Origin of the sequence: Aeromonas rivipollensis (assembly GCF_010974825.1) — a bacterium.
Lineage (GTDB): Bacteria > Pseudomonadota > Gammaproteobacteria > Enterobacterales > Aeromonadaceae > Aeromonas > Aeromonas rivipollensis.
In genome coordinates this window covers 52,238-77,194 of the sequence record NZ_JAAILA010000013.1, presented here as the reverse complement: position 1 = coordinate 77,194, position 24,957 = coordinate 52,238, and the positions used below count along the sequence as shown (strand labels likewise).

The window sequence follows — 24,957 nt, the reverse complement described above, 5'->3', positions numbered from 1 at the left end:
AGGACCAGAATGATGACGTTTTTCAACCTGATGAGAGCAGGTCTGTTCGCACTCTTGCTCGGTGGGCTGGCGGCTTGCCAGAGCGCTCCCCAGGGCCTCACGCAGGCGCAGATCGCCGCACTCAAGGAGCAGGGGTTTCACCTGACCGACGAGGGCTGGACCCTGGATATCTCCAACAAGGTGCTCTTTGCCAACAACGTGGGGGCCCTCAATCCCGGCACCCGCCAGGTGGTGGAAGCCTTGGGCAGGGCCCTGATTGAGGTGGGGCTGAACCGGGCCCGGGTGGACGGTCACACCGACTCCAACGGCGAGGCGGCCTACAACGAGCAGCTCTCGTTGAAACGGGCCCAGTCCGTGGCCGAGGTGCTGGCGTCTGTGGGCATGCCCGCGGCCAACCTGGACATCCGTGGACGCGGTGAAGAGGCGCCGATCGCCGATAACGGCACCGCCGCCGGACGGGCGGAGAATCGCCGGGTCGCCATCATCATAGACAACGGCTGATCTGTCCAGCCCGGCGTCAGCGCCCTGATCCCGCCGCCGGGATCCTTCCTCTGGCCTGATCGCGTGTGTGCCACCACTCTCCCGCCGGAGAGTGGCTCTCTTCCTGCCACGCCTCCTGCATGATCTCGCTTTACATCTGCTCTCGCGCCCAGGCAGAGGGGGGAGATGACGTCCTCTCAATGCCCCTGACTTGATCCAGCACAACACAGGGCTTAACTGATATTCGTTATCATTTGCATTATTTCCAGACGGTAACCTGCCAGTGATGACGCCACAGTTCACCCCGACCATGACGGGGCTCGCCACCCCGGATCCCCTGAAGTTCGCCTTTGGCGCCAAGACCTCGGCCCATGCCAGCCGGGGCGGCGCAGGCCCCCTGACGCTGGACGACGCCGGCTGGCAAGCCTGGTGGCAGCGACCGAGCGAGGCCCAGGAGCGGGCGCTCTATATCCATGTACCCTTCTGCCGCAAGCGCTGCAGCTTCTGCAACTTCTTCGAAAATGGCGCCAACCCGGCGCGCATGAGCCGCTATATGGCGGCCCTGTGTGACAGTCTGCACCGGGCCGCCGACTCTCCCTTTGGCCAGAGTCACCCCTTCTCGGCCGTCTATGTGGGGGGCGGCACACCCACCGATATGGCGGCGGACGATCTGGCGCGCCTCGCCGAGGCGATCCGCCGTTTTCCGCTGACGGCCGATGCGGAAGTGACCCTGGAGGGGCGGCTCAACGGCTTTGATGATGAGAAGTGGCAGACGGCCCTGGCGGGGGGCTTCAACCGTTTCTCGTTCGGGGTGCAGAGCTTCAACACAGAAGTGCGCCAGCAAGCGGCCCGTTTCGACGATAGGGAGACACTGCTCGCCCGGTTGGAGGAGCTGACCCGGGATGACGCCGCCGTCATAGTGGCGGATCTCATCTTCGGCCTGCCGGGGCAGGATGACGCCCTGTGGCGCCAGGACATCGCGGATGTGATGACCAGCGGCGTGCACGGGGTGGATCTCTATCAGCTCATCCCCATGCAGGGCACCAATCTGGATCGCGCGCAGGAGAAGGGCCGGCTCGGCTGGTCCGCCGATGGTCAGCAGCGGGCGACCATGTATGCCTATGGCGCCCGCACCCTGGAGCAGGGGGGCTGGCAGCGGCTCTCCTGCAGCCACTGGCGGCGAAGCGAGGCCGAGCAGAGCCGCTACAACCAGATGGCCAAGCGCGGCGCCGAGATCCTCCCCTTCGGTGCGGGGGCGGGGGGCAGCATTCATGGCCACGGTCTCATGTATGGCCGGGATCTAGGGGCCTGGCACCAGGCGCTGGCCGCCGATCTGCGAGCGCCCGGCATGGTGATGAGGCCCAACCCCAACGCGTCTATGGACGGCCTGCTGCGCGGTGGCCTCGATACCGGCTGGCTTGCCCTCGGGCGCTTGCCATCCCCCTTGCGGGCGCATCTGTTGCCGCTCTTTGATCGCTGGCAGCAGCATGGCCTGGCCGAGCTGACCGGGGAGGCACTGGCGCTGACCCTGGCGGGGCGCTTCTGGAACGTCAATCTGCAGGCGGGCTTGTTCGAGTATCTGCAGTCAAATCCCCTGGGAGGTGAGGCGGCAACCCCCGCCGCTCATCCGGGCGGGGCCCGGCATCATTCGCCGGTGTAGCGGGCAGGGGCAAGACTAAGGAGGGAACGAAAGGGGGGCCGCTTGATGGCCCCCCTTTCGTTATTGGTTGTGCACTTCCTCCACCCGCACCCGCAGCTCCCCCTCTGCGAGCGTGGTGACCAGTTGTTGGCCCGGGCTCACCTGGGCGGCACGGCTTATCACCTCGCCACTTGGCGTGCGGGTGATGGAGTAACCTCGCCCCAGGGTGGCCAGCGGGCTTATCCCGTCGAGCCGCGCACTCAGCATGGCGAGGCGGTGGGCGGCCAGATCCTGGCGCTTGTTCATCAGGGTATGGAGCCGCTCCTCGGCCAACTGGTGGCGGCGCTTGCCAGCGGCCAGCAGCGTTGAAGGGCTCCTGGCCTGCAGCCGCAGTTCGAGGTTCGCGAGGCGCCGCTCCCCCTGATGCAGGCGCAGATTGAGCAGTTGCTGCAGGCGGCCGGACAGCTCGTCCAGACGCTGGGACTGCTGCTCCAGCAGGCGCTTGGGATCCTGATGGTCGAGCCGCTTTTGCAGCAGCGCGAAGCCATGGCGGGCGGCGGTCTGGCGCCGGGAGATGGCCTGCAGCAGACGCTGCTTGAGGTGACCCAGGCGCTGGGCGCGGGCGCTTCTGTCCGGTGCCACCAGCTCGGCGGCGGCGGAGGGGGTGGGGGCGCGCAAGTCGGCGGCGAAGTCGCTGATGGTGACATCCACCTCGTGGCCCACCGCGCTGATGACAGGGATGGTGGAGTTGGCAATGGCGCGGGCCACCACCTCCTCGTTGAAGCACCAGAGATCCTCAAGGGAGCCGCCGCCGCGACCGACGATGAGCACATCCACCTCGGCGCGGCGGTTGGCAAGAGTGATGGCCGCGACTATCTGGGCGGTGGCGGCGCTGCCCTGCACCTGGGTCGGGTAGATGAAGACTGGCAGGTCTGGCGCCCGGCGTTTGAGTACCGTCAGCATGTCGTGCAGGGCGGCGCCGGTGGCCGAGGTGACCAGCCCCACGGCGCGGGGTTCGCGGGGGAGCGGGCGCTTGCGGCCCTCGTCGAACAGCCCTTCGGCGTCGAGGCGGCGCTTGAGCTCTTCGAAGCGCAGGGCCAGCATGCCGTCCCCGGCGGGCTGCATGGATTCGATGATGAGCTGGTAGTCGCCGCGGGGTTCATAGAGGGAGACCCGCGCCTGCACCAGTACCTGCATACCATCTTGCGGTCGGAACGGCACCCGGCGGTTGTTGCCCTTGAACATGGCGCAGCGCACCTGGGCCGAGATGTCTTTCAAGGAGAAGTACCAGTGGCCCGAGCTTGGCATCGCCAGGTTGGAGAGCTCCCCCGTCAGCCACACCAGCCCCAGATCCTGCTCCAGTATCATGCGCACGGCGCTGTTGAGGCGGGTGACGGTGAAGATCTGCTGTTGCCTGCTCTGGCTGGATTCGTCGAGGTGGTTCAAGGCTGGCCCTGCTGCTGTGTCCGCCGGAGCGGGGAGAAAACGATGGGGCACATCTTACCCCAGTTCAGCCCATCCGCCGAGTCCGTGTCTGTGGCAGAAGCGGCGTCTGGCTTCAGTCTGCCTGTGCTATCTGCCGAGCCACGGGGCCCGGCAGATAGCGTTCAGCCCTGTGGCTGCGCCTTGGCCGGTTTGGTGGCCCTGCTCGGGCTCACCACCAGCCAGACCGCGAGACAGACGATGGCGCCGCCCGCCACGAAACCACCGGTGAGGGTTTCGCCCAGCACCAGATAGCCCCACAAGATGCCAAAGGGCGGGATCAGGAAGGTGACCGTCAGGGAGCGCAGGGGCCCGATATCGGCGATCAGCCTGAAGTAGATAAGATAGGCGAGGGCGGTGCAGATGAAGCCGACCGCCAGCACGCTGGCCCACACCTCGGGGAGGGCCCAGTTGACGGCGGGGCCTGTCACCAGGGTGTAACCGAAGAAGGGGAGCAGGAAGAGGCAGGCGCCGAGCTGGCTGCCAAAGGCCACCAGCTTGGCGTCGAGGCCGCCCCGCTCGCTGATCCAGCGTCGGGTCAGGAAACCGGCGCAGCCATAGCAGGCGGTGGCGATGAGGCAGGCCAGCACGCCGGTGACGAGATTGCCGGTCAGGTTCACCTCTCCCGTGGTGGTGATGAGGGCTATGCCCATCAGCCCCAGCATGACGCCGCTCCACTTTCGCAAGGTCAGCGTCTCGTTGAAGAAGGAGAAGCCGATCACTGCCCCCATCAGCGGTGTGGTGGCGTTCAGGATGGCCGAGTAGCCGGCGGGCAGCCAGAGAGCGGCGATGGCGTACATCAGGAAGGGCACGCCCGAGTTGATGATGCCGAGCACCATGATGGATTTGAGCTTGCCCTGGAACTGCATGGGAGTGCGCAGCAGCAACAGCATGGCGGCGAGCCCGACCAGGGCGAAGAAGACCCGCAGGAAGGTGGTGTTGACCGAGCCAAAGGCGGGCGCCGCTATGCGCATGAACAGGAAGCTGGCGCCCCAGATGGCCGCCAGCACCAGCAGTCGCACGTAATCCGATGTTCTCATCTCCACTCCCTTGGATGCTCTTCCTGCCCGACATGAGAAGGAGAGGCTCTGCATCATGGCGGCAAGCTCCCCGAATGGCAACGGCGAAGGGGGGCATGTCGCGATCCGCTCTCGTCGGGGATGGCTTGTTCACCGGCCGAGCACCGGATTCTGTGCCCAGTGAAGAGGGGTCACCCTCTGTCGCCATCGAGAGAAATGAAAGCGCTATCAATCACATATGCATTATTTGCGGGGCGATTTAGGTCACATTTCATACGTATCTGCCATGAGTCGGCCTGTGCACGCCCTAGACTGGCGTGACTCATTCGAAGGCGGGAATGTAGCGGATGGGGAATGCCGGGGCACACCGGCGTCACACACAAAACAATGAAAATAAAGGACTATCAATGGCTAGATGGATACTCGCGGCCGGATTGTTGGGAACCCTGATCACGGCGCCCTGTGCGGCGGCGGAGTGGTTCTTCCGGGGCACCGCGAATGGATGGGCGGCGACCTCCATGGTGTCGACCGATGGGCTCAACTTTGACACCTGTCAGTTCTTCCAGAGCGGGGACGCCAGCGGCGGCCCGCGCTTCAAGATCGACCGATACGGCAACTGGCAGCAGAGCTACCCAACCGCCGACTACGCGGTCACTGCCAACACCCACTATCAGATCCGCATTCATGCCGGCACCCAGGCCATCACCACCACGGCGGTGGCGAGTTGCGAGGCATCGGGGTTTGCCAGGACGCTGCCGCAGCTTCAGGTGCGCGGCACCTTCAATGGCTGGGCCAGCCTGCCCATGACGCTGGTGGCCGACCACCTGTGGCAGGCCGAAGCCTATATGGATGGCAAGACCAACCAGCGGCTCAAGTTCGATCAGGCGGGGGACTGGGCCATCAACTTCGGCGACAGCAATGCCGATGGTGTGCTGGAGCGCAGCGGCGGCGACATCCTCTGGAGCGGCACCGGAATGGTGCGCTTCCAGGTCAATGACGAGACCCAGGCCTACAGCATCACGCCGCTCGGGGACGACAATCAGCCCCCCATCGCTGTCATCACCCCGGGCGGCGTCCTCAATATCGCTGTGGGGGATGGGCTCACCCTGAGCGGCAGCGACTCCACGGATCCCGATGGTCAGATTGTCAGCTATCTCTGGAGCAGCGGCGAAACCACGGAGAGCATCAGCGTCAACACGGCTCAGGCGGGCACCTTCACCTATGGCCTGACGGTCACCGACGATCAGGGGGCCAAGAGCAGCAGCAGCGTGAGCCTGGTGGTGTCCGCCCCCCAGACCGGCGGCAGCTGGTATTTCCGCGGTACCCCCAACAACTGGGGTCTGACCGTCATGACCAGCGAGGACGGAGTGACCTTCTGCACCGAGCAGGCCTTTGGCAGCAGCAATCCCCGCTTCAAGATTGATCGCAAGGGGGACTGGACCGAAGCCTATCCGGCCCAGGACTACAAGGTGAGCGCCGACACCAGTTACCGCATCTGCTTCGATAGCCAGGACAAGACACTGGAGGTGGCACCCCTGGCTGGCGCCGACAATCAGGCGCCCACTGTGACCGCCACCCCGGCCCCGGGCAGCTATGCAGAGGCGCAGTCCATCACCCTCTCGGTGAGCGACGATAACGACAGCGCCCCCAGGGTCCATTTCACCACGGACGGCAGCCAGCCCACCACGGCGTCCCCCCGCTACGCCGGCCAGGCCATTGTCGCCAGCGACAAGGGTAGCGGCACCGATCTGGTGATCAAGACATTGAGTGTCGATGTGACCGGCAATCAAGGGGAGCAGAGCTTCAGCTATCAGATTGGCGAGACCCCGGTGGCGGGGGGCGATTTTCGTGGCGAGAGCATCTACTTCCTGCTGACCGCCCGCTTCTACGATGGGGACGGGAACAACAACTATTACAACCGGGACCGCTACAAGGCGGGGGATCCCCACTGGCGTGGCGACTTCAAGGGGCTCATCGAGAAGCTCGACTACATCAAGGATCTCGGCTTCACCGCCATCTGGGTGACGCCGCCGGTGGAGAACCGCTCCGGCCTCGACTATCACGGCTATCACGCCTACGACTTCTACCGGGTCGATCCCCGACTGGAGTCGCCGGGAGCGGGCTACCGGGAGTTCATCCAGGCCGCCCACGCCAAGGGGATCAAGGTGATACAGGATGTGGTGATCAACCACTCCAGCCAGTACGGCCTGCGTGGCAAGACCTGGATCGATCGCCTGCCGGTCAAATATTACGTGCCGGCAGGATCCAGCCAGGGGCTCATCAACAACGGCCCCTATCAGGGCAACCTCGGGGATTACGCCAGCGCCAACCGCTGTGATGATGACAACCCCGCCGCCCCCGACTGGTACAAGGCCCGCTGCCAGTCCGATCCGGCCGGCACCCAGCCCCTGATCGATCCCAAGACAGGGGCCAGCGTGCCGAGTGCAGGCTACAACCCGAACCGCTTCTTTGGCATCGATGCCCAGACCCTGGATCCCAGCTGGTATCACCTGGACGGTTTCATGTCCGGCGGCGACTGGGAAAACCCGCTCGCCCTGCAGCGCAAGCACATGGCGGGGGACTGCATCGATCTCGCCACCGGCAACCAGAACGTCAAGGATTACCTCAACGGCGCCATTCGTCAGTACCTCGACATGGGGGTGGATGCCATCCGTATCGATACCCTCAAGCACATAGAGCGGGACGAACTGCTGACCTATGTGCACGACTGGCAGGCCCACAAGCCGGGGCTGTTCGTGTTCGGCGAGAACCTGGTCAAGGGTACCGGCTGGGGATCCGAGCTGGCCAACGACAACGCCTCCGCGGTGATCCGTCCCTGGTGGTACACCCGCACCACCCCGAACCCGGCCAACCCTCGCGCTGGCGGTGATTCGGGTCTCTCGGTGCTGGACTTCTCCCTCTTCTCCACCTTCCGTGACAACGTCACCAAGGGGAGCTTTGGCGGAGTGGGGGGGATCTTCGCCATGGACTGGGTCTATGGGGATGCCACCAAGCTCATTACCTTCTTCCAGAACCACGACGTGGGGCCGGACAATGACTTCAAGTACCGCTACGGCGGGGAAGAGGGCAATGCGGCCATGACCTACAACCTGCTCTGGACAGCCCGTGGCATCCCGACCCTCTACTACGGGGAGGAGGTGATGTTCCAGGCTGGCAAGCCCCAGGACATCGACGGGGCCACCATGACGGTGGATCAGACAGGCCGTGCCTACTTTGGGGACGTGCTGGACAACCCGGCCACCCCGAGTCACCCGCTTTATCAGCACATCAAGCGCCTGAACCAGATCCGCAAGGCGGTGCCCGCCCTGCAGAAGGCGCCCATGAGCCAGGTGAACGAGTGGGGGAGCGGCATCAGCTTCGTGCGTGACCTGAGCGCGCAAGGCAGCTACGCCGCCGTGGGCCTCGCGGCCAACTCGGCCCAGCAGATAAGCCTGAGCGGCCTGAAAAACGGCACCTACAGGGATGCGGTTACCGGCACCACGGTCAGCGTCAGCAACGGCAGCCTGAGCTTCCAGGTGCCTGCCTACTCGGCCCGAGTCTGGGTGCTGGGTGGCCCTGGCAAGGTGGGGGTGGACGGCAAGTACCTCAAATAAGGGGCGCCTGTGATGGTGTGCAGCGAGTCGGCCTTGGGGCCGACTTTTTTATGGCGCCGAGGCATGAAGCGGGGGATGAGGGCCGGCGCATCCCACCCAGGTCGCGCCGGGCGAGGCAAGCGCAGGGCCCCAAATTGCACGCCTTTGGTGCGCTCGCCCTGATTTGGTGCATTTCTTTGTTATTTGCCCTTGCGCCCAATCCCGCAGAAACATGTCAGACAGCCCCATGGCGCCCTCCTGACGGGCATCTTCCATGCTGTAAAGTGACATTTTATCGGCATGATCAACCGATTAAACGAATTTATCAGGAAGGACCACGACATGTTTTTGGGTTAATTGGGTAAACATGCTGATCCGGCACGGGAGTTGATCCCTGTATTGGTATGATCTATCTGTTTTTTTATGGCTATGCGGAATTTAAATTCGATTTTTGATGGTATCTCGGACTCTTGTTTTGATTGGCGCTCTTTTTGCTGTGACTTGTCATGCCCATGATGGCGATGTCAGGGGCAGGGGGCCGTAAGGTCGGGGGCTGGTGCCAGCAGGCTGAATGCACCGCCGCCATCCGTGCCGGAACGGTCTGCTTTTCGGGCAAGGGACGCCACAATCAATTCGTGTCAAGGAGTCATATGGAAGGTGAAATGATCATGCAGCCGGCGGCTGTGGGCAGAGGGTTGGCCCACACCCTCAAGGACGACGTCTACGGCATGATCCTCGGGGTCATGTTTATCGCAGTCGGCCTCAATCTGCTCAAGTGCTCCGGCATGATCACCGGCGGCATAGCGGGCATAGCCCTGCTGCTCGCACACGTCAGCAGCCTGCCCATAGGGGTGCTCTTCTTCCTGGCCAACCTGCCTTTTCTGGTGTTCAGCTACTTCACCATGGGGCGGGGCTTCATGCTCAAGACGCTGGTGGTCAATGTGGCGCTCTCGGCCGCCACCCAGGGGGTGCCGCTGCTCTTGACGGTGAGCTACATCCACCCGCTGTTTGCCGCCCTGGTGGGGGGCACCTTCCTCGGCATGGGGGTGCTCTCCCTCGCCCGCCACAACGCCTCCGTGGGGGGCATAGGCGTGGTGACGCTCTGGCTGCAAAGGCGCACCGGCATCAACGCGGGCAAGAGCCAGATGCTGCTCGATGTGCTGGTGTTTGCGCTCTCCCTGCTCACGCTGCCGCTCTCCCTGCTGCTCTGGTCCACCTTGAGCGCGCTCGCCATGAACGCCATGCTGATGAACTGGCACAAACCCGGTCGTTATCAGGGGGGCTGAGTGGCGGCCCCGAGAGGGGGAGAGGAATTGTTAAAAAGTGACCCGAGGGGCGCCTGGCGGGCATTTGGCTGCCAACTGCAAAAAAGATCATCTTGTCGCGAAAAAAGGCATGGTTACGCCTGAATTTATTGGTTTTTTGCCCCGTTGGCGCCGTTAAACCGGGCTACACCATAAAAAATTCAAAAAACTTCTTTACCAGTGACCAATGCATGAGTAAAATTTGTCGGCAATATTTTACACCCCCACTCCTCAACGGTGAGATATTGCCATGCTCAGGATTGCCAAAGAAGCGCTGACCTTCGACGATGTACTGTTGGTTCCAGCACACTCCACTGTTCTTCCGAATACCGCCGACCTGCGTACCAAGCTCACGTCTGCTATCTCCCTGAATATCCCGATGATTTCCGCTGCCATGGACACAGTGACTGAAGCCCGTCTGGCTATCGCACTGGCCCAGGAAGGCGGTATCGGCTTCATTCACAAGAACATGTCCATCGAGCAGCAGGCTGCCGAAGTGCGCAAGGTCAAGAAGTACGAGAGCGGCGTGGTCTCCGACCCCGTCACCGTACGCCCTGACATGACCATTGCCCAGGTCAAGGAGCTGAGCCACAAGAATGGTTTCGCCGGTTACCCTGTGGTCACTGACGGCAACCAGCTTGTCGGCATCATCACCGGCCGTGATGTGCGCTTCGTGATCGATCTCTCCCAGACCGTTGAACAGATCATGACCCAGAAGGATCGTCTGGTCACCGTGCGTGAAGGGGCCCCTCGCGAAGAGGTGGTTGCCCTGATGCAGAAGCACCGTATCGAGAAGGTGCTGGTGGTGAACGCCGACTTCAAATTGAAAGGCATGATCACCGTCAAAGACTTCCAGAAAGCCGAGCGCAAGCCGAACGCCTGTAAAGACGAGCGCGGTCGTCTGCGGGTCGGTGCCGCCGTCGGCGCCGGTGCAGGCAACGAAGAGCGCGTCGCCGCCCTGGTGGAAGCCGGTGTGGACGTGCTGCTGATTGACTCCTCCCATGGCCACTCCCAGGGCGTGCTGGATCGCATCAAGGCGACCCGCGACGCCTATCCTGAGCTGCAAATCATCGGTGGCAACGTGGCCACCGCCGCCGGTGCCCTGGCGCTGGTCGCTGCCGGCGTCAATGCCGTCAAGGTCGGCATAGGCCCTGGCTCCATCTGCACTACCCGCATCGTGACCGGTGTCGGCGTGCCCCAGATCACCGCTATCTCCGACGCCGTTGACGCCCTGGAAGGCACAGGCGTGCCTGTGATTGCCGATGGCGGCATCCGCTTCTCCGGCGACGTGGCCAAGGCCATCGCCGCGGGCGCAAGCTGCGTCATGGTGGGCTCCATGTTTGCCGGTACCGAAGAGGCGCCGGGCGAGATCGAGCTCTATCAGGGCCGCTCCTTCAAGTCCTACCGCGGCATGGGGTCCCTCGGCGCCATGTCCAAGGGCTCCAGCGATCGCTACTTCCAGACCGACAACGCCGCCGACAAGCTGGTGCCGGAAGGTATCGAAGGGCGCGTGCCGTACAAGGGCCGCCTCAAGGAGATCATTCACCAGCAGATGGGCGGCCTGCGCTCCTCCATGGGCTTGACCGGCTGCGCCACCATAGACGACATGCGCACCAAGGCCGAGTTCGTGCGCATCTCGGGCGCCGGGATGAAAGAGTCCCACGTCCATGACGTGACCATCACCAAAGAAGCCCCCAACTACCGGATGGGCTGATGAAACGGGGCTCTGGCCCCGTTTCTTTAACACGTTTTTATCCCCACGCTTTTTGTGACAAATCAGCCTGATGCAGGAATAAAATGACTAAAGACATTCACCAGCACCGCATCCTCATCCTGGATTTCGGTTCCCAGTACACCCAGCTCATCGCCCGTCGTGTCCGTGAAATCGGCGTCTACTGCGAGTTGTGGGCCTGGGACGTAACCGAAGAGCAGATCCGCGAATTCAATCCGAGCGGCATCATCCTCTCCGGCGGCCCGGAATCCGTGACCGAGGCGGGCAGCCCCCGTGCCCCCGAGTACGTCTTCAACGCCGGCGTGCCGGTGTTCGGCATCTGCTACGGCATGCAGACCATGGCCGAGCAACTGGGCGGCAAGGTGCAATCCTCCACCCTGCGTGAATTCGGTTATGCCCAGGTCGAAGTGCTGGGCCACTCCGGCAAGACCAGCGCCCTCTTGCGCAACATCGAAGACGCCATCGCAGAGAACGGCCACGCCCTGCTGGACGTCTGGATGAGCCACGGCGACAAGGTCACCGAGATCCCCGCCGGCTTCACCACCATAGCCCAGACCGCGACCTGCCCCCATGCGGCCATGGCCGATGAGGCCCGTCGCTTCTACGGCGTGCAGTTCCACCCGGAAGTGACCCACACCCGTCAGGGTGCCCGCATGCTGGAGCACTTCGTCAAGGAGATCTGTGGCTGCGAATGCCTCTGGACCCCGGCCACCATCATCGACGACGCCGTCGCCCGCATCCGCGAGCAGGTGGGTGACGATGAAGTGATCCTGGGCCTCTCCGGCGGCGTGGACTCCTCCGTGGTCGCCATGCTGGTGCACCGCGCCATCGGCGATCGCCTGACTTGCGTCTTCGTCGACAACGGCCTGCTGCGCCTGAACGAAGGCACCCAGGTCATGGAGATGTTTGGCGATCACTTCGGCCTCAAGATCGTCAAGGTCGATGCCGAAGAGCGCTTCCTCTCTGCCCTGGCAGGTGAAGACGAGCCGGAAGCCAAGCGCAAGATCATTGGCCGCGTCTTCGTGGAAGTGTTCGACGACGAAGCCAAGAAGCTGAAAAACGCCAAGTGGCTGGCGCAAGGTACCATCTACCCTGACGTCATCGAATCTGCCGCCAGCAAGACCGGCAAGGCCCACGTCATCAAGTCTCACCACAACGTCGGCGGCCTGCCGGAAGAGATGAAGATGGGTCTGGTGGAGCCGCTGCGCGAGCTGTTCAAGGACGAAGTGCGCCGCGTTGGTCTGGAGCTGGGTCTGCCCTACGACATGCTCTACCGTCACCCCTTCCCGGGTCCGGGTCTGGGCGTGCGGGTGCTCGGCGAGGTGAAGAAAGAGTACTGCGACCTGCTGCGCAAGGCAGATGCCGTCTTTATCGAAGAGCTGCGCAAGGCCGACCTCTACAACCAGGTCAGCCAGGCGTTTGCCGTCTTCCTGCCGGTGCGCTCCGTCGGCGTCATGGGCGACGGTCGCAAGTACGACTGGGTCATCGCCCTGCGTGCCGTCGAGACCATCGACTTCATGACCGCTCACTGGGCCCATCTGCCGTACGACTTCCTGGGCCTGGTGTCGAACCGCATCATCAACGAGATCAACGGCATCTCCCGCGTGGTGTACGATGTCTCCGGCAAGCCGCCCGCGACCATCGAATGGGAATAAGCGCTCACCGCTTTCCTTGCCGATAATGCAAAACTGTCAAAAAGACGCCCTTGAGGCGTCTTTTCTTTTTTCAATCGTTTGCGCCACACATCTTCTTTTTCCGAGCAGCTTTTTCGCCGCTTTGCCCCTGTCATATGTGACAGGGGCATTTCCGCGATCCCGCACCAGGTTCTCTCATGCCAATTGAGACCATTATCATCAATCGCTCGTGGCAAGGGGGAGGGCCTAGGCTCACGTGCAAACAGCCGCGAAAACTGGCCCATCGTCATCACGCCAAGCGGCACTGATGGCACTCCGGTGGAGACCGGACACCACTTGAATCAACGGGGCGGAACCCGAACAGCCAAACGAGTAGGGACAAGAGATCACGGAGGGTTTGCTATGTCAGAACAAGCTGTGTTGTTGGGTGGATGGACCGCATACCACAAGCTGAGCGCCAAAGATCAGGCCATATTCAACCAGGCGTTGGAAGGATTTGTCGGGGTGCAGTACACACCCTTTGAAGTCTCCACCCAGGTCGTCGCCGGCACCAACTACCGTTTCAAATGCAAAACCACAGTGCCCTTGCCCAACCCGATCCACGGGGAAGCCGTGGTGCAGATCTTCCAGTCTCTGGATGGCTCTGCTCATATCACCTCCATCACCCCGATCTGATTTGGGTGCGGGGCAAGGCGGGAGGACATGGTCTCTAACCGGTTGGCCCAACAACCAGCAATAAAGAAAGACGCCTTAGGGCATCTTTTCTTCATCTACGATTCTGCGCCTCTGATATGTGGCCAGCATTTGTACTTATTATTTAATTTGTTGATCTTGCTCAGCAAATTATCATCATCCGCTTTTGCTTATCTGCCTTGCTCGCTAGGATGGTCGTTCGGAGATTGCCTCTATGAAGTCACCTATTAAGCACACCAAAGCAACGTCATAGGTAGCACGCAGCAGGCTTTAAGTAGTCGGGAGGTAGTTTGAGCGAGTGTGATCACCTATCAGTGATGGTTTGGTAATGTATTGATTTAAAATGAGTTTTTAGGTGGTTGTGAAGATGAAGCAGAGTTATACGTAAGGCTCTGCTATTGGATTAGTACCGCCTTTCATTTAAGCACAGCTAAGTATCTGTAATAAATTACAAATTAATGGAAATTATATTGTTGCTGTTAGTCCATCGAGAACTAAAAAATTCGCTTAGATGGTGTTTATTATGTTGTATGGTTTTGCGATGCAGTTAGCGTGCTGGGGGAATTTTTATGGTGCAAGATTTACTAAAAAGCTGGTTTAGCGATAACAAAGTAAAAATCACAAGCCCTGTGCTGGGTGCTTTCATTGGGGCTTGGGCTATATTTAATTGGAAGCATTTTCTATTGCTTTTTTGGGGCGGTGGTACACTAGAGGTAAGGTTGATTGCTTTCGAAAACATTCTTACATTTGAAAATCTTAGTGTATGGCTTTGGCCATTTTTAGTTGCGCTGTTGTATGCGTTTGGTCTGCCATATCTGAATGTAGTCAGTCACAAAATTTTAAAGAAAGCCGAGGAGTGGAGGCACATTGAAATTGTCAATATTGATATTATAAAAGCTAGAAAGAAAGCCGAGTTAAATGAGGAGTTGTACAAAGCAGATCCTGCCAATCCATATATTGGTAGAAAACTTGAAGCTGAGTTGAAACAAAAAGATGCTGAAGCAGAAAAAATTCGTACTGATGCAGACAAAGCAAAGGCTGAACTTAAAGAAGCTAATGCTAAGCAAGAGAAATCTGAGCTTGAAGCTAAAGAATTAAAATTGATAGTCGATGAAGTACAGCGTAAAAATGAACGTGAACAACAGGCTCATGAAATAGCAAAAGCTAAACATCATCAAGAATTAGTTGATTTACACTTTCCTACACTCTACCTGTTTTTAGATGTTTTATCGAAATCACTACGTGAAGATGGGTTACACATTTCTTTGGGGTTGATGGCTGAGTCTATATCGGTATCTTTTGGTTACGAGGATGTTGAATCATTACTGATGGATAATGATTTTACATTGCATAAATTAGGGGGGGTGTCTTTTGTTGTATACGATGGCAACACATTGTTAAGCGACTTGAAAAACATTATAGAAAAACACAAAGAGAATATCAACGAGGGGGTGCTATTTGATCATTTGGTTAGTACGTTTGAACTATTGGATAGATTTAGGTTTATTTCATCTGAACTAAAGGAGGATGTAGCAAAAGATTTTTTAGATGATTCAAGTAATATTTTTGATTTGGTTAGTGATGATGGGGTTAATAGCGTAATTGCTGAAACTAATGCTCACTCATTCGGGGTTGAGTATGCTGAGTTTATAAGTATTAGAAACGCAAAGGATGGAAGCATCGTAGTTGACGCATCTGCAGAAATTCAAGGTGAGACAGATGAGGACAGACCCTATTCAGGGCATAAAATAAGTGTGAGTTTTGAACTAATATACAAACCTATTATTGGGCGTAATGGGTATGGAATACCGGAGTTTGGAGAGGTGAGAGCTACCCTGGAAGACTACTCGTAGACCTGAGCTTTGTGGTTATTGGCCGTACCTTATTCATTCCTCGCCGCTTCCCAGGCGTGTATCGCCTGTTTGCGGGTCTCGCCCCAGTGATAGCCGCCGAACTTGCCATTTTGCTGGATGAGTCTGTGGCAGGGGATCATCAAGGCGACGGGATTGGCGCCCACCACGAGGCCGATGGCACTGGCGGCCATCTGTAACAAAACAGGCGATCTCGATCCCAATTCTCTATAATGCCCTCCTTTAAAACCGCCGGGCTCATGTCCGGCAGTACCATATGGTCTGCTTTAGCGCCGCTAGGCAGGGCCACGACAAGATTGAGAAATGGTTATGCATACCCTGGAACAGCTGCGCGCGGGCGAACTGCTTGGCGCTCGCCACCTCAAACTCGCCGAAAACCTGACGGTGTTCCCCCCCGAGATTTTTAGCCTCAAAGAGACCCTGGAGGTGCTGGATCTTACCGGCAACCAGCTTAGCGAGCTGCCCAACGAACTGGCAGAGTGCAAGAAGCTGCGCATTATCTTCTGCTCCGAGAACCGCTTTACCGAACTGCCAGAGGTGCTGGGACGCTGCCCGGCACTCACCATGGTGGGCTTCAAGGCCAACCGGATTGCCACTGTCTCGGCCGCATCCCTGCCTGCTGGCTTGCGCTGGTTGATCCTGACCGACAACGTCATCGAACGACTGCCGGACGAGCTGGGCCAGTGCGCCGGATTGCAGAAGCTGATGCTGGCGGGCAACCGCTTGACCGCCTTGCCAGAGACTCTGGCCAATTGCCATCGGCTCGAGCTGCTGCGCATCGCCGCCAACCGGCTGGAGGCGCTTCCCGAGTGGCTGCTCGGTTTGCCACGCCTCGCCTGGCTGGCCTATGCAGGCAATCCCTTTAGCGACAAGCAGGAGCGCAGACTCGGCGAGACGGCAGCCGCGGCCGAGATCCCCTGGCAGGCGCTGACGCTGGGGGAGCAACTGGGGCAGGGGGCGTCCGGGGTTATCCACAGCGCAGCACTGCTCTCCGATGAGGGGACGCAGGGGGTGGCGGTCAAGCTCTTCAAGGGGGCCGTGACCAGCGATGGCCTGCCTCGCTGCGAGATGGCGGTGTCGCTCGCCGCAGGCAGGCACCCCAACCTCATCGGGGTGGTGGGCCGAGTCAGCGATCACCCCTCCGGCATGCCGACCCTGGTGATGACGCTGATAGACCCCCGGTTTGTCAATCTGGCGGGGCCGCCGAGCCTGGACTCCTGCACCCGGGATGTCTATCCGGCGGATCTGACCTTCACCCCGAACGCCCTGATTACCATGGTGCAGGGGGTGGCCGCCGCCGCCCGGCATCTGCATGAGAGGGGGATACTGCACGGGGATCTCTACGCCCACAACCTGCTGCACTCTCTGCTGCACTCTGTTCAGGAACAGGGCCGGGTGCTGCTCGGGGATTTCGGCGCCGCCTCCTGTTATGACGGCGCTGACCGTGAGCGGGCTGCCCGGCTCGAGCGTCTGGAGGTCAGGGCCTTTGGCTGCCTGCTGGAGGAGCTGCTGGCGCGCTGCCGCCCCAATGACAAGGCGCTTGGGGCGCTTCACTCACTGGCCGAAGAGTGTCTCCTGGAGGCTGTGTTGCAGCGCCCCTCGTTTGCAGAGATTGTTGCCCGGATAGACGCCGTGGCGACCACCATGACGGCGGAGCCCGTCTGTGCCTGAGCCAGGCCGCCCGGGCGTCACCGGGCATTCGCTCCCGATATAGAGTCTGGCCATGAGATGAACTTCTTGGAAACGACTCCTCGCGGCCCCCGCTGAAGTTGTAACCCTCTGTTTTGCAAAAAGGCGGGGCAGGGGGCAACAAGGGTTGCGCCGTCCCGATGAAGTTGTGATATTGATGCATCATTGCAGATGACGAGAGGATGATGATGGAAGCGGCGTTTTGGCATCAGAAGTGGAAAGAGAACCGGATTGGCTTTCATCAGGCAGATTTCAACCGCTGGCTGCAATCCTGGTGGTCGGCCCAGCAGCAGGGTGAGCCCGTGCTGGTGCCCCTGTGTGGCAAGTCCCGCGACCTGCTCTGGCTGAGCGATCAGGGGCATCCGGTGGATGGTTTCGAACTCTCGGCCCTGGCCATCAGCCAGTTTTTCAGCGAGAACGGCCTGACCGAGGCACTGACCGAGGTGGGCCCCTATCAGTGTCACCAGCACGACGATCTGCGCATCTATCAGGGGGATTTTTTCGCCGCCCCCGAGCTTGGACGCCGCTACCGGCTCGCCTATGACAGGGCCGCCCTCATCGCCCTGCCGACGGCCATGCGCCGCCAGTATGCGACCCTGATGAGCCGCATGATGGAGGCGGGTGGTCAGGTGCTGCTGGTGACCCTCGAGTATCAGCCGGAGCAGCAGGTGCAGCCGCCGTTCTCGGTGGGGGAGATGGAGGTGCGCACCCTGTTTGAGCGCGACTTTAGCGTGGAGGTGCTGGGGCGTGCCGCCGAGCTGGATCACCCCAGGGTGCTCTCGGGGCAGCTCTCCTATTTCGATGAGGTGGCCTATCGCCTGATCCGTCGGGGCTGAGGTGACAATGTGATCCCGCCTGATAAAGCCGCAGGCGCGCGACACTTTGTTACCTCCTTTGACATAGATCAACGTGACAGATCGGGGGAATGCCTAAGATAAGGCTGTTTCTCAATCACTGCAGGTGTCGACCGATACGCTCTGGTTTGAACCATTCGGCCGTTCATCGACTCAGTGTCTGATTTTCACGCTCATGTTCACTTTTGGCGGCTCTGGTCGCAATTGATTATGGTTTTTCCAGCCGACCCCCAGGGGTCGGCTTTTTATTGTCTGCAATCTGTCGTGGGACGGGGGAATGGGGCGGGTATCGAGGCCTGATCAGGCCTCGAAGGTGGCGGCATTGAGCCGGAACGCCTTGGGGTCGTCGATGAACTGGCCGGTGATCCGCTCGTCGTGCTCGTGGCCCAGGCCATAGCTGCAGAGGATCAACCTGTCGGAGGTGCGCGAGCGCAGCTGGGTAATAAAGCGCACCAGATCGGCGCGGCTGAGCCTGCCCACCTCCTCGCGCACCCGCTCCCGCTGATCGAAGCCCAGATCCTTGTTGCCTATGCTGACCCAGAGCCGCTGGCCACGGCTGCGCAGGTTGGCATCCCGCTCGCTGAGCTGGGCCTGCAGGCCCGCCTTGCTGTCCTGCCACTGCTGCTCGGTGAACTCCAGCATGGCCAGCGGGAAGAGATCGATGAACTCCTCCACCGCATCCAGCAGGATCTGCGGCCCGGCCACCGGCGACTGTATATAGAAGATGAGGCCGGGATGGCGATTGAGGGGCAGGTTGCCGGCCCCCACCACGTATCCCAGTTGCTGGCGAGTGCGCAGCTCGTGGAAGAAGGTGGAGGACATGATGTGGTTGGCCAGGGTGAAGCAGGCGAGATCTCGCGCCCGGGTGGTGCGGGACTGGTAATAGACCAGCAGCGCTGAGTCTTCGTGATCGCACCCCTGCTCGCGAATGAGGGTCCCTCTGTCCTGAATGGAGATGAGAGGGCGGCGGGTCTCGGCACTGGGCTGGCTGCTGACGCCGAGGTGACGCTCCAGCAGGGCGGCCAGCTCAAGCGCCTCGGCGGCGGTCCAGTCACCGTGCACCAGGGTTTCTATGTGCACCTCGGCAAAGAGTCGGGCGACGAAGTCGGGCATTTCGTCGAGTGCTATGGTGCGCAGATGGCGCAGCAACTGTTCGAACGGCGGGTTGTTTGGTTGCAGCAAACTGGTGAGCTGGTTGAACAGCTGGGAGATGGGCCTGGTCTTGGACTGGTTCTCCCAGTTGCGGATGAGCTGCTCCTTGATTTCGCTGAAGCGAGCCGGATCCGGATAGCCCAGGGTACGGTTGCCGAGGATCATGTCGAGCAGCAGCGGCAGCTTGTCGGCAAAGCCGCTCAGGTTGATGGTAAAGCCCCCCTGATGGGCATAGATCTGGTAGCCGAGCCCGGCGAGCTCGGCCGGGTAGGTGAGGGCATTGAGGTGATCCGTGAGCAGCTCCACCGCCAGCCTGGCCATGGCGATGTGGCGCGGGCTTCTGACCGCATGCTCGCTGTCGATGGAGATATAGAGGCTCCCCTTGGGCACCCCAAACAGGTGCTCGTGCAGATGCCAGAGCCGAAAGCCGGGGCGGTCGACCAGGCAGGCCGGCATGTCGGCACTGAGGGACGGCGTTCTGGCATCGAGGCGGTTGCTGATAAAGGGGTTGGGGGAGGGCAGATGCAGGGCGGGATCCGGCTCGCTCTGCTGCCAGCGGATCTTCTCGGCCTCGGTGATGGCCTGGACGCTGTAAGGAGTCTGATACCAGCGGGCCAGGCGATCCGTGCTCACCTCCGGCGCCTGTATGGTGACGCGCAGGTTGTGGGGGGTCAGCTTGGCGAGGAAGCGCCGGATCAGGGGCTCATCGTACTCGCGCATCATGTAGTCGCCGTGGAGCAGATCGTCCGGGGCATAGCTGAACAGGTTGAGCACCAGCCCCGAGACTGTGTCCAGCGCCCGGCCCCGCTCCTGGAACCGGAAAGCGGATTCCAGCACGCTGCGCTTCTCGTCATAACGCCAGGCCTGCAGGCCATGGCGTTCGATGAGTTTCAGGTAGCCGAACAGGGCGGCGATGATGTCGTCCACATGGGCAAGCCCGAGGGGCGTGAGGCCGAAGCTGATGCCAAAGTCCTTGAAGTTGGCGCCGCTGATGCCGCCTCCGGCGGCGAGCTGGTTGACCCAGCCTCTCGCCTTGAGCAGGGAGAGCAGGCTGCCTTCCCCTTCGTAGCCGATGAGGTGGCTCAGGAAGGTGAGGGGCTTCTTGTCATAGAGGGCATCCACGCTCGGCAGCGGGAAGGTCAGCGCCAGCTTGCGGGTCTCCTTGACCGGCGCTATCTGGATGCGGATGCCGAGATCATCGAGCCGGTAGAGGGGCGCCGAGAGGGCGGGGGGGCCCAGGCGACGATCCGGAATTGTGCTGAAGAAGCGATCACACCAGGCCAGCTGGGTTTCAATAGATGCCGGAGAGAGCATTACCAGCGCCATGCGATCCGCACTGTAGTGGCTTTCGTAGAACGCTATAAGGTCGGAGCGCAGATCCCGGCCGGGCAAGTCCGCCAGGGTATCCAGGTTGCCGACCGAGAACTTGGAGAAGGGGTGGGCCGGGTTGACCGTCTCCTTGTGCACCTGATAGCTGCGGCGCACATCGTCCTGCAACTTGAGGCGGTATTCGGAGTCGACCGCGTTGCGCTCCTTGTCGACCCACTCGGGGGCGAAGGTGGGGCAGATGAAGAACTGGGAGAAGCGATCCAGCCCCGCTTCGAAGAAGCCGTTGTCGATGTCGAAGAAGAAGTTGGTGAACTCGGTGCCGGTCCAGGCGTTGTTGCTGCCCCCGTGGCGGCTCATGAACTGCTGGTACTCGCCGGGTTTGGGATAAGTACGGGTACCGAGGAACAGCATATGCTCAAGGAAATGGGCCATGCCCTGGCGATCGACAGGGTCATCGAAGTGGCCGGTGTTGACGGCCAGGGAGGCGGCCGATTTATCGGTCTCGGGATCGCAGATCAGCAAGACCCTGAGCCGGTTTGCCAGCTCCAGATAGTGATACCGCCGATGGTCGTTGGGACTGGCATATGGGCTCATTGGGGCGTGACTCGCGGTGAATTTATTTGAATTTAAACATGATTATCGACCCCGCTATCTCACGAGGCAAACCCTTTTCTGAGAGGTAGCGCAATTGTTTCCCCCTGCATGGCGGGGTAAGATCCCCCCGCTATTTAAACAGGCCCCCTGGGCGAGGTTGTAATGAAAATCTACATCATGCGTCATGGCCAGGCTGGCATGAACGCAAAGACTGATGAACAGCGTCCACTGACCGAGCAAGGCATCGAAGAGTCCATCCACATGGCGAGCTGGTTGGCACCTCAGCTGGCCGGCTCCCTGAGCCTGGTGATCCACAGCAACTACCTGCGTGCCAGACAGACCTGGCAGGCCATCTCTGTCGAGCTGCCCGAGGCCCTCAAGGTCGAGGAGAGCGGCGAGATCACCCCCTACGGGGATCCGGCCTTCGTGGCGAGTTATCTCACCGCGCTGGCGGCGACCCACGACAACATCCTGATGGTCAGCCACCTGCCCCTGGTCGGGTATCTGGTGCAGAGCCTCTGTCCGGCGGCGGGTGCGCCCATGTTTGCCACCTCGGGCCTGGCCTGCATCGAGTGGCAAGATGGCAAGGGGGCCTTGCTCTGGCTGGAAGGACCGCATACAATACGGTAAAAGTTAATAAAAAGTTACAGTTTGGTTTTTTGGGGAAGAGAGAGTCGATTTTTCCGGTTTTTTATACAAATTTAACGGAATTATCTCGCATAAGCTGCTGTCATACGGATACAACTGCAAGAGGTTGCAAACGATGAGAGTGTTCAAGAAGTACCTGCCACTGATGGTGGCAAAACATGTCAAAACCTTCTTCAAGGGACGGATCTACATCCACGGCAGGGGGCGCTTCGATTTCCAGTCGGGCCTGCTGATGATGCCATTGCAAGCCGATATTCCCCACCGTCAGACGGTGCTCGAAGTCAACGAGCTGATATCGAGGCTGCACATGGATGCCGCTTGAATCGCATCTATGGTGTCATCTCCCCCTCATGCCCGCCCAGTGCGGGCATGATTGCATCTGGGCCTCTGTGACACCTCTCAGGCCTCTTAAATCGATTTTCGAATAAGGTTGCCGCGTCCCGCATCAGGGTGCTTGCTTATCCTGTTTGCCTCTCTATACTCCCGCGAAATATCCGCCCCCTTTCTCTGGACATAGCGATGCCCCTTGCTTTCCTGTTCCCCTTCTCCTGCATGGCCATCTGGGCCGGCAACGGCATCGTCAGCAAGCTGGCGGTGGGGGTGCTCTCACCGGCCGCCCTGGCCTGGTCGCGCTGGATGGTGGCGGCCCTGGTGCTGACCCCCTTCCTCGCACGGCGGGCCTGGCGCATGCGTGACAAGCTGCGGGCCGGTTTCTCCCGGCTGGCCATGCTGGCCCTGCTCGGCATGGTGCTGAACCAGACCTTCGGCTACTACGCGGCCCAGACCCTGGGGGCCACCGAGATCGGGCTGATGATGGGGCTGACCCCGCTGATGACGGTGCTGCTCAGCATCTGGCTGCTGCGCGAGCGCCCCACCTGGGGGGCCCTCGTCGGCGGCGTCATCTCCATCCTGGGGCTCGCCATCCTGCTGGGGCAGGGGGATCCGACCCGCTTGTTCACCCAGGGCATTCACATCGGATCCGTCTACATGCTGCTGTCGGCGGCCACCTATGCGCTCTACAGCGTGCTGCTCAAGCGCTGGGATCTGGGGCTCGACAACTGGTCCATGCTCTACGGCCAGGTGCTCTGCAGCCTGCTGTTCCTCACCCCCTTCTACCTGCTGGTGGATGGCAAGTGGCCGGATGGCAGCGCGCTCTGGCTCATCCTCTATGCGGGGATCCCGACCTCGGCCCTCTCCCCCTGGCTCTGGATGCAGGGGATCGCCCTGCTCGGGGCCAGCCGCACCGCCATCTTCATGAACCTGTTGCCTGTGATGACGGCGGCCCTGGCCATCAGCTGGCTGGGAGAGACGCTCACCAGCTATCACCTCATCGGCGGCGGCATGACACTGCTGGGGGTGCTGCTGGCACAGCTGCTGGTCAAACCCGTGGTCGTGCGGCGGCGGGCCCGGCTCGCGATGGCCGGCTGCCAGGAAGATTGAACGAAAAGACCGCCCTTGGAGGCGGTCTTTTGCTATCTGGGGGGCGCTTATTGCGCCGTCAGATAGAGGTCTTTGGCATAGACCAGATCTTGCGGGTTATGGTAGGGGTAGCCCTTGACGAAGGGCTTGAGCAGCCGTGACTTCACATAGAAGTAGACGGGGGCTATGGGGGCCTCCTCGTCGATCAGCGCCTCGGCCTGCTGATAGAGCCGGTTGCGCTCAGCCGGATCCTTGGCGTCATGGGCCTTGGCCAGCAGGGCGTCATAGGCCTTGTTGAACCACTTGCCGCTGTTGGCGCTGCTGCTGGAGGTCATGATGTCGAGGAAGGTGGAGGCATCGTTGTAATCCCCGTTCCAGGAATAGCGACTGACCCCGAAATCCCCTTCGTTCAGGGCCGAGACCATGGTCTTCCACTCCATGTTGTTGAGCTCGGCCTTGACCCCCAGGTTGTGTTTCCACATGGAGGAGATGGCCAGCGCTATCTTCTTGTGCCCCTCGTTGGTGTTGTAGAGGATGTCCACATCCAGCGGATTTTGCGGCCCGTAGCCCGCCTCGGCGAGCAGCGCCTTGGCCTGGGTGATCCGCGCCTCCTTGCTCATCAGCTCGCTGGCGGGCGGCTTGAGCTCGAAGCCATCGACGCTCGGCGGGGTCAGGCTGAACGCCGAGAGCTGCCCCTGTCCCAGGATCTTCTCCGTGATGGTGTCTCTGTCTATGGCAAGGGAGAGCGCCTTGCGCACCCTGACGTCGTCGAAGGGTTTGCGCTGGGTGTTGAACACGTAGTAGTAGGTGGCGAGCATGGGGGCGCTCACCAGATCGTCCGGGCTCTGGCGCTTGATCTGCTGATACTGCTCCAGGGGATAGGTGGTGTAGTGCAATTCGCTCGCGCGATAGCGGTTGTAGGCCGCGGTATCTGAGACGATCTCCAGATAGATCACCTTGTTCAGCACAGTGTGCTCATTGTCCCAGTAGTGGGGATTGCGCTCGGCGATGAGGCGCTCGTTGGGGGTCCACTCCTTGAGGGCGAAGGCGCCGTTGGAGACTATGTTGCCCGGCTTGACCCACTCGTGGCCGAACTTCTCTATGGTGGCCCTGGGGGCCGGGAAGGTGGTGTAGTGGGAGAGGGTCTTGAGGAAGAAGGGGACAGGGGCCTTGAGGGTGATCTGCAGGGTGTGATCATCGAGCGCCTTGATCCCCAGGGCATCCGGGCTCTTCTTGCCCTGCACCACCTCGCTGGCGTTGGCGACGCCGGTCAGCTCGATGAACCAGGCGTAGTTGGAGGCGTTTTTGGGATCCGCCGCCCGCTGCCAGCCATAGACATAATCCGCCGCCGTCACCGGCTCGCCGTTGGACCACTTGGCATCGGGTCTGAGCTTGAAGGTGTAGATTGTGCCGGTGTCATCTAGCTCGTAACCAAGGGCGCCGGCCGCCTGCAGCTTGCCGTCGCCATCCAGGGTGTAGAGCCCCTCGAACAGATCGTTGACTATGTCGCTGCCCGCGCTCTCTTCCACCATCTGGGGGTCGATGGAGGCGGGTTCTGTGCCTATGTTGCGCACGAAGGTTTGCTGGGCACTGGGTAGCAACTTGGTGCCTGCGGGCACCTGGGCCGCCAGGGCGGGGAGGGAGATCAGGGCGGCAACCGCGCCGGCAATGAGAGTCCTTTTCATTGAATATCCTTATGTTTTTTTGCTTCCAAAGCCGTGCCAGTGTGCTGGATTGAGGGCGAGATCTCAAGAGGGGGAGCGGCTGGCGTCGGGGGAGAGAACCGGATGGGGAGGGGCGGGGTGAAATAGTATTCTTGTCACGA

At 60.7% G+C, this 24,957-nt stretch carries 17 protein-coding genes and 1 pseudogene; 13 read left to right on the top strand and 5 right to left on the bottom strand.

Annotated elements, in window-relative coordinates; translation table 11 throughout:
• Nucleotides 1-12 precede the first annotated feature (12 nt).
• Both yfiB and hutW read left to right on the top strand, forming a co-directional pair.
• Nucleotides 13-501: an outer membrane lipoprotein YfiB gene (gene yfiB / locus G4923_RS10000; protein WP_106887963.1), complete on the top strand. Its 489-nt coding sequence runs from the start codon at nt 13-15 to the stop codon at nt 499-501.
• Nucleotides 502-766: 265 nt separating this feature from the next.
• Entirely contained in the window at nt 767-2,140 is a 1,374-nt protein-coding gene (hutW, locus tag G4923_RS09995; RefSeq protein WP_163136915.1) for a heme anaerobic degradation radical SAM methyltransferase ChuW/HutW, read from the top strand.
• Nucleotides 2,141-2,200: 60 nt separating this feature from the next.
• Here hutW and xseA read toward each other — a convergent pair whose 3' ends face one another.
• Nucleotides 2,201-3,565, bottom strand: a complete 1,365-nt coding sequence (gene xseA, locus G4923_RS09990) for an exodeoxyribonuclease VII large subunit (RefSeq protein WP_111911007.1) — start codon at nt 3,563-3,565, stop codon at nt 2,201-2,203.
• A gap of 161 nt (nt 3,566-3,726) precedes the next feature.
• The gene (locus G4923_RS09985) at nt 3,727-4,641 is read right to left on the bottom strand and encodes a DMT family transporter (protein WP_111911009.1); all 915 of its coding nucleotides are present in this window, start codon (nt 4,639-4,641) and stop codon (nt 3,727-3,729) included.
• A gap of 386 nt (nt 4,642-5,027) precedes the next feature.
• On the opposite strand from G4923_RS09985, the gene G4923_RS09980 reads away from it, so the two are divergent.
• From G4923_RS09980 to G4923_RS09955, 6 genes are all read left to right on the top strand, one after another.
• Nucleotides 5,028-8,234 carry an alpha-amylase family glycosyl hydrolase gene (locus G4923_RS09980; protein WP_240455284.1) on the top strand — a complete coding sequence of 1,069 codons (3,207 nt, stop codon included), beginning with the start codon at nt 5,028-5,030 and terminating at the stop codon, nt 8,232-8,234.
• A gap of 629 nt (nt 8,235-8,863) precedes the next feature.
• Nucleotides 8,864-9,499, top strand: coding sequence for a YitT family protein (locus G4923_RS09975; protein ID WP_163136913.1), 636 nt, complete (start codon nt 8,864-8,866; stop codon nt 9,497-9,499).
• Between the two features lie 268 nt (nt 9,500-9,767).
• Complete coding sequence (gene guaB / locus G4923_RS09970) at nt 9,768-11,231, top strand: IMP dehydrogenase (RefSeq protein WP_041205879.1); 1,464 nt, start codon at nt 9,768-9,770, stop codon at nt 11,229-11,231.
• Between the two features lie 83 nt (nt 11,232-11,314).
• Complete coding sequence (gene guaA, locus G4923_RS09965) at nt 11,315-12,904, top strand: glutamine-hydrolyzing GMP synthase (protein ID WP_163136911.1); 1,590 nt, start codon at nt 11,315-11,317, stop codon at nt 12,902-12,904.
• A gap of 381 nt (nt 12,905-13,285) precedes the next feature.
• Complete coding sequence (locus G4923_RS09960; protein WP_163136909.1) at nt 13,286-13,558, top strand: hypothetical protein; 273 nt, start codon at nt 13,286-13,288, stop codon at nt 13,556-13,558.
• A 587-nt stretch (nt 13,559-14,145) separates the two neighbouring features.
• On the top strand, nt 14,146-15,429 hold the full coding sequence (locus G4923_RS09955) for a hypothetical protein (RefSeq protein ID WP_163136907.1): 1,284 nt from the start codon (nt 14,146-14,148) through the stop codon (nt 15,427-15,429).
• A gap of 29 nt (nt 15,430-15,458) precedes the next feature.
• Here the strand turns inward: G4923_RS09955 and G4923_RS09950 are convergent.
• Nucleotides 15,459-15,617: pseudogene (locus G4923_RS09950) on the bottom strand (methylated-DNA--[protein]-cysteine S-methyltransferase); the annotation flags it as partial.
• A 139-nt stretch (nt 15,618-15,756) separates the two neighbouring features.
• Between G4923_RS09950 and G4923_RS09945 the strand changes: the two are divergent.
• Nucleotides 15,757-17,118 carry a leucine-rich repeat-containing protein kinase family protein gene (locus tag G4923_RS09945; protein ID WP_163136905.1) on the top strand — a complete coding sequence of 454 codons (1,362 nt, stop codon included), beginning with the start codon at nt 15,757-15,759 and terminating at the stop codon, nt 17,116-17,118.
• A gap of 206 nt (nt 17,119-17,324) precedes the next feature.
• Nucleotides 17,325-17,972, top strand: coding sequence for a thiopurine S-methyltransferase (locus tag G4923_RS09940; RefSeq protein WP_163136903.1), 648 nt, complete (start codon nt 17,325-17,327; stop codon nt 17,970-17,972).
• Between the two features lie 318 nt (nt 17,973-18,290).
• On the opposite strand, the gene G4923_RS09935 is transcribed toward G4923_RS09940, so the two are convergent.
• A complete protein-coding gene (locus G4923_RS09935) occupies nt 18,291-21,065 on the bottom strand; it encodes an insulinase family protein (RefSeq protein ID WP_163136901.1) in 2,775 nt (924 codons plus the stop codon).
• Nucleotides 21,066-21,227: 162 nt separating this feature from the next.
• On the opposite strand from G4923_RS09935, the gene sixA reads away from it, so the two are divergent.
• The 3 genes from sixA to G4923_RS09920 all read left to right on the top strand — a co-directional run bounded on the left by sixA (nt 21,228) and on the right by G4923_RS09920 (nt 23,153).
• Nucleotides 21,228-21,695, top strand: a complete 468-nt coding sequence (gene sixA, locus G4923_RS09930; protein WP_163136898.1) for a phosphohistidine phosphatase SixA — start codon at nt 21,228-21,230, stop codon at nt 21,693-21,695.
• Nucleotides 21,696-21,828: 133 nt separating this feature from the next.
• Entirely contained in the window at nt 21,829-22,035 is a 207-nt protein-coding gene (locus G4923_RS09925) for a DUF1107 domain-containing protein (protein ID WP_005324080.1), read from the top strand.
• Between the two features lie 197 nt (nt 22,036-22,232).
• Nucleotides 22,233-23,153 carry a DMT family transporter gene (locus G4923_RS09920; RefSeq protein ID WP_163136896.1) on the top strand — a complete coding sequence of 307 codons (921 nt, stop codon included), beginning with the start codon at nt 22,233-22,235 and terminating at the stop codon, nt 23,151-23,153.
• 47 nt (nt 23,154-23,200) lie between these two features.
• Here G4923_RS09920 and G4923_RS09915 read toward each other — a convergent pair whose 3' ends face one another.
• Nucleotides 23,201-24,817 (bottom strand): peptide ABC transporter substrate-binding protein, encoded by a 1,617-nt coding sequence (locus tag G4923_RS09915; protein ID WP_163136894.1) that lies wholly within the window; start codon nt 24,815-24,817, stop codon nt 23,201-23,203.
• Nucleotides 24,818-24,957 lie beyond the last annotated feature (140 nt).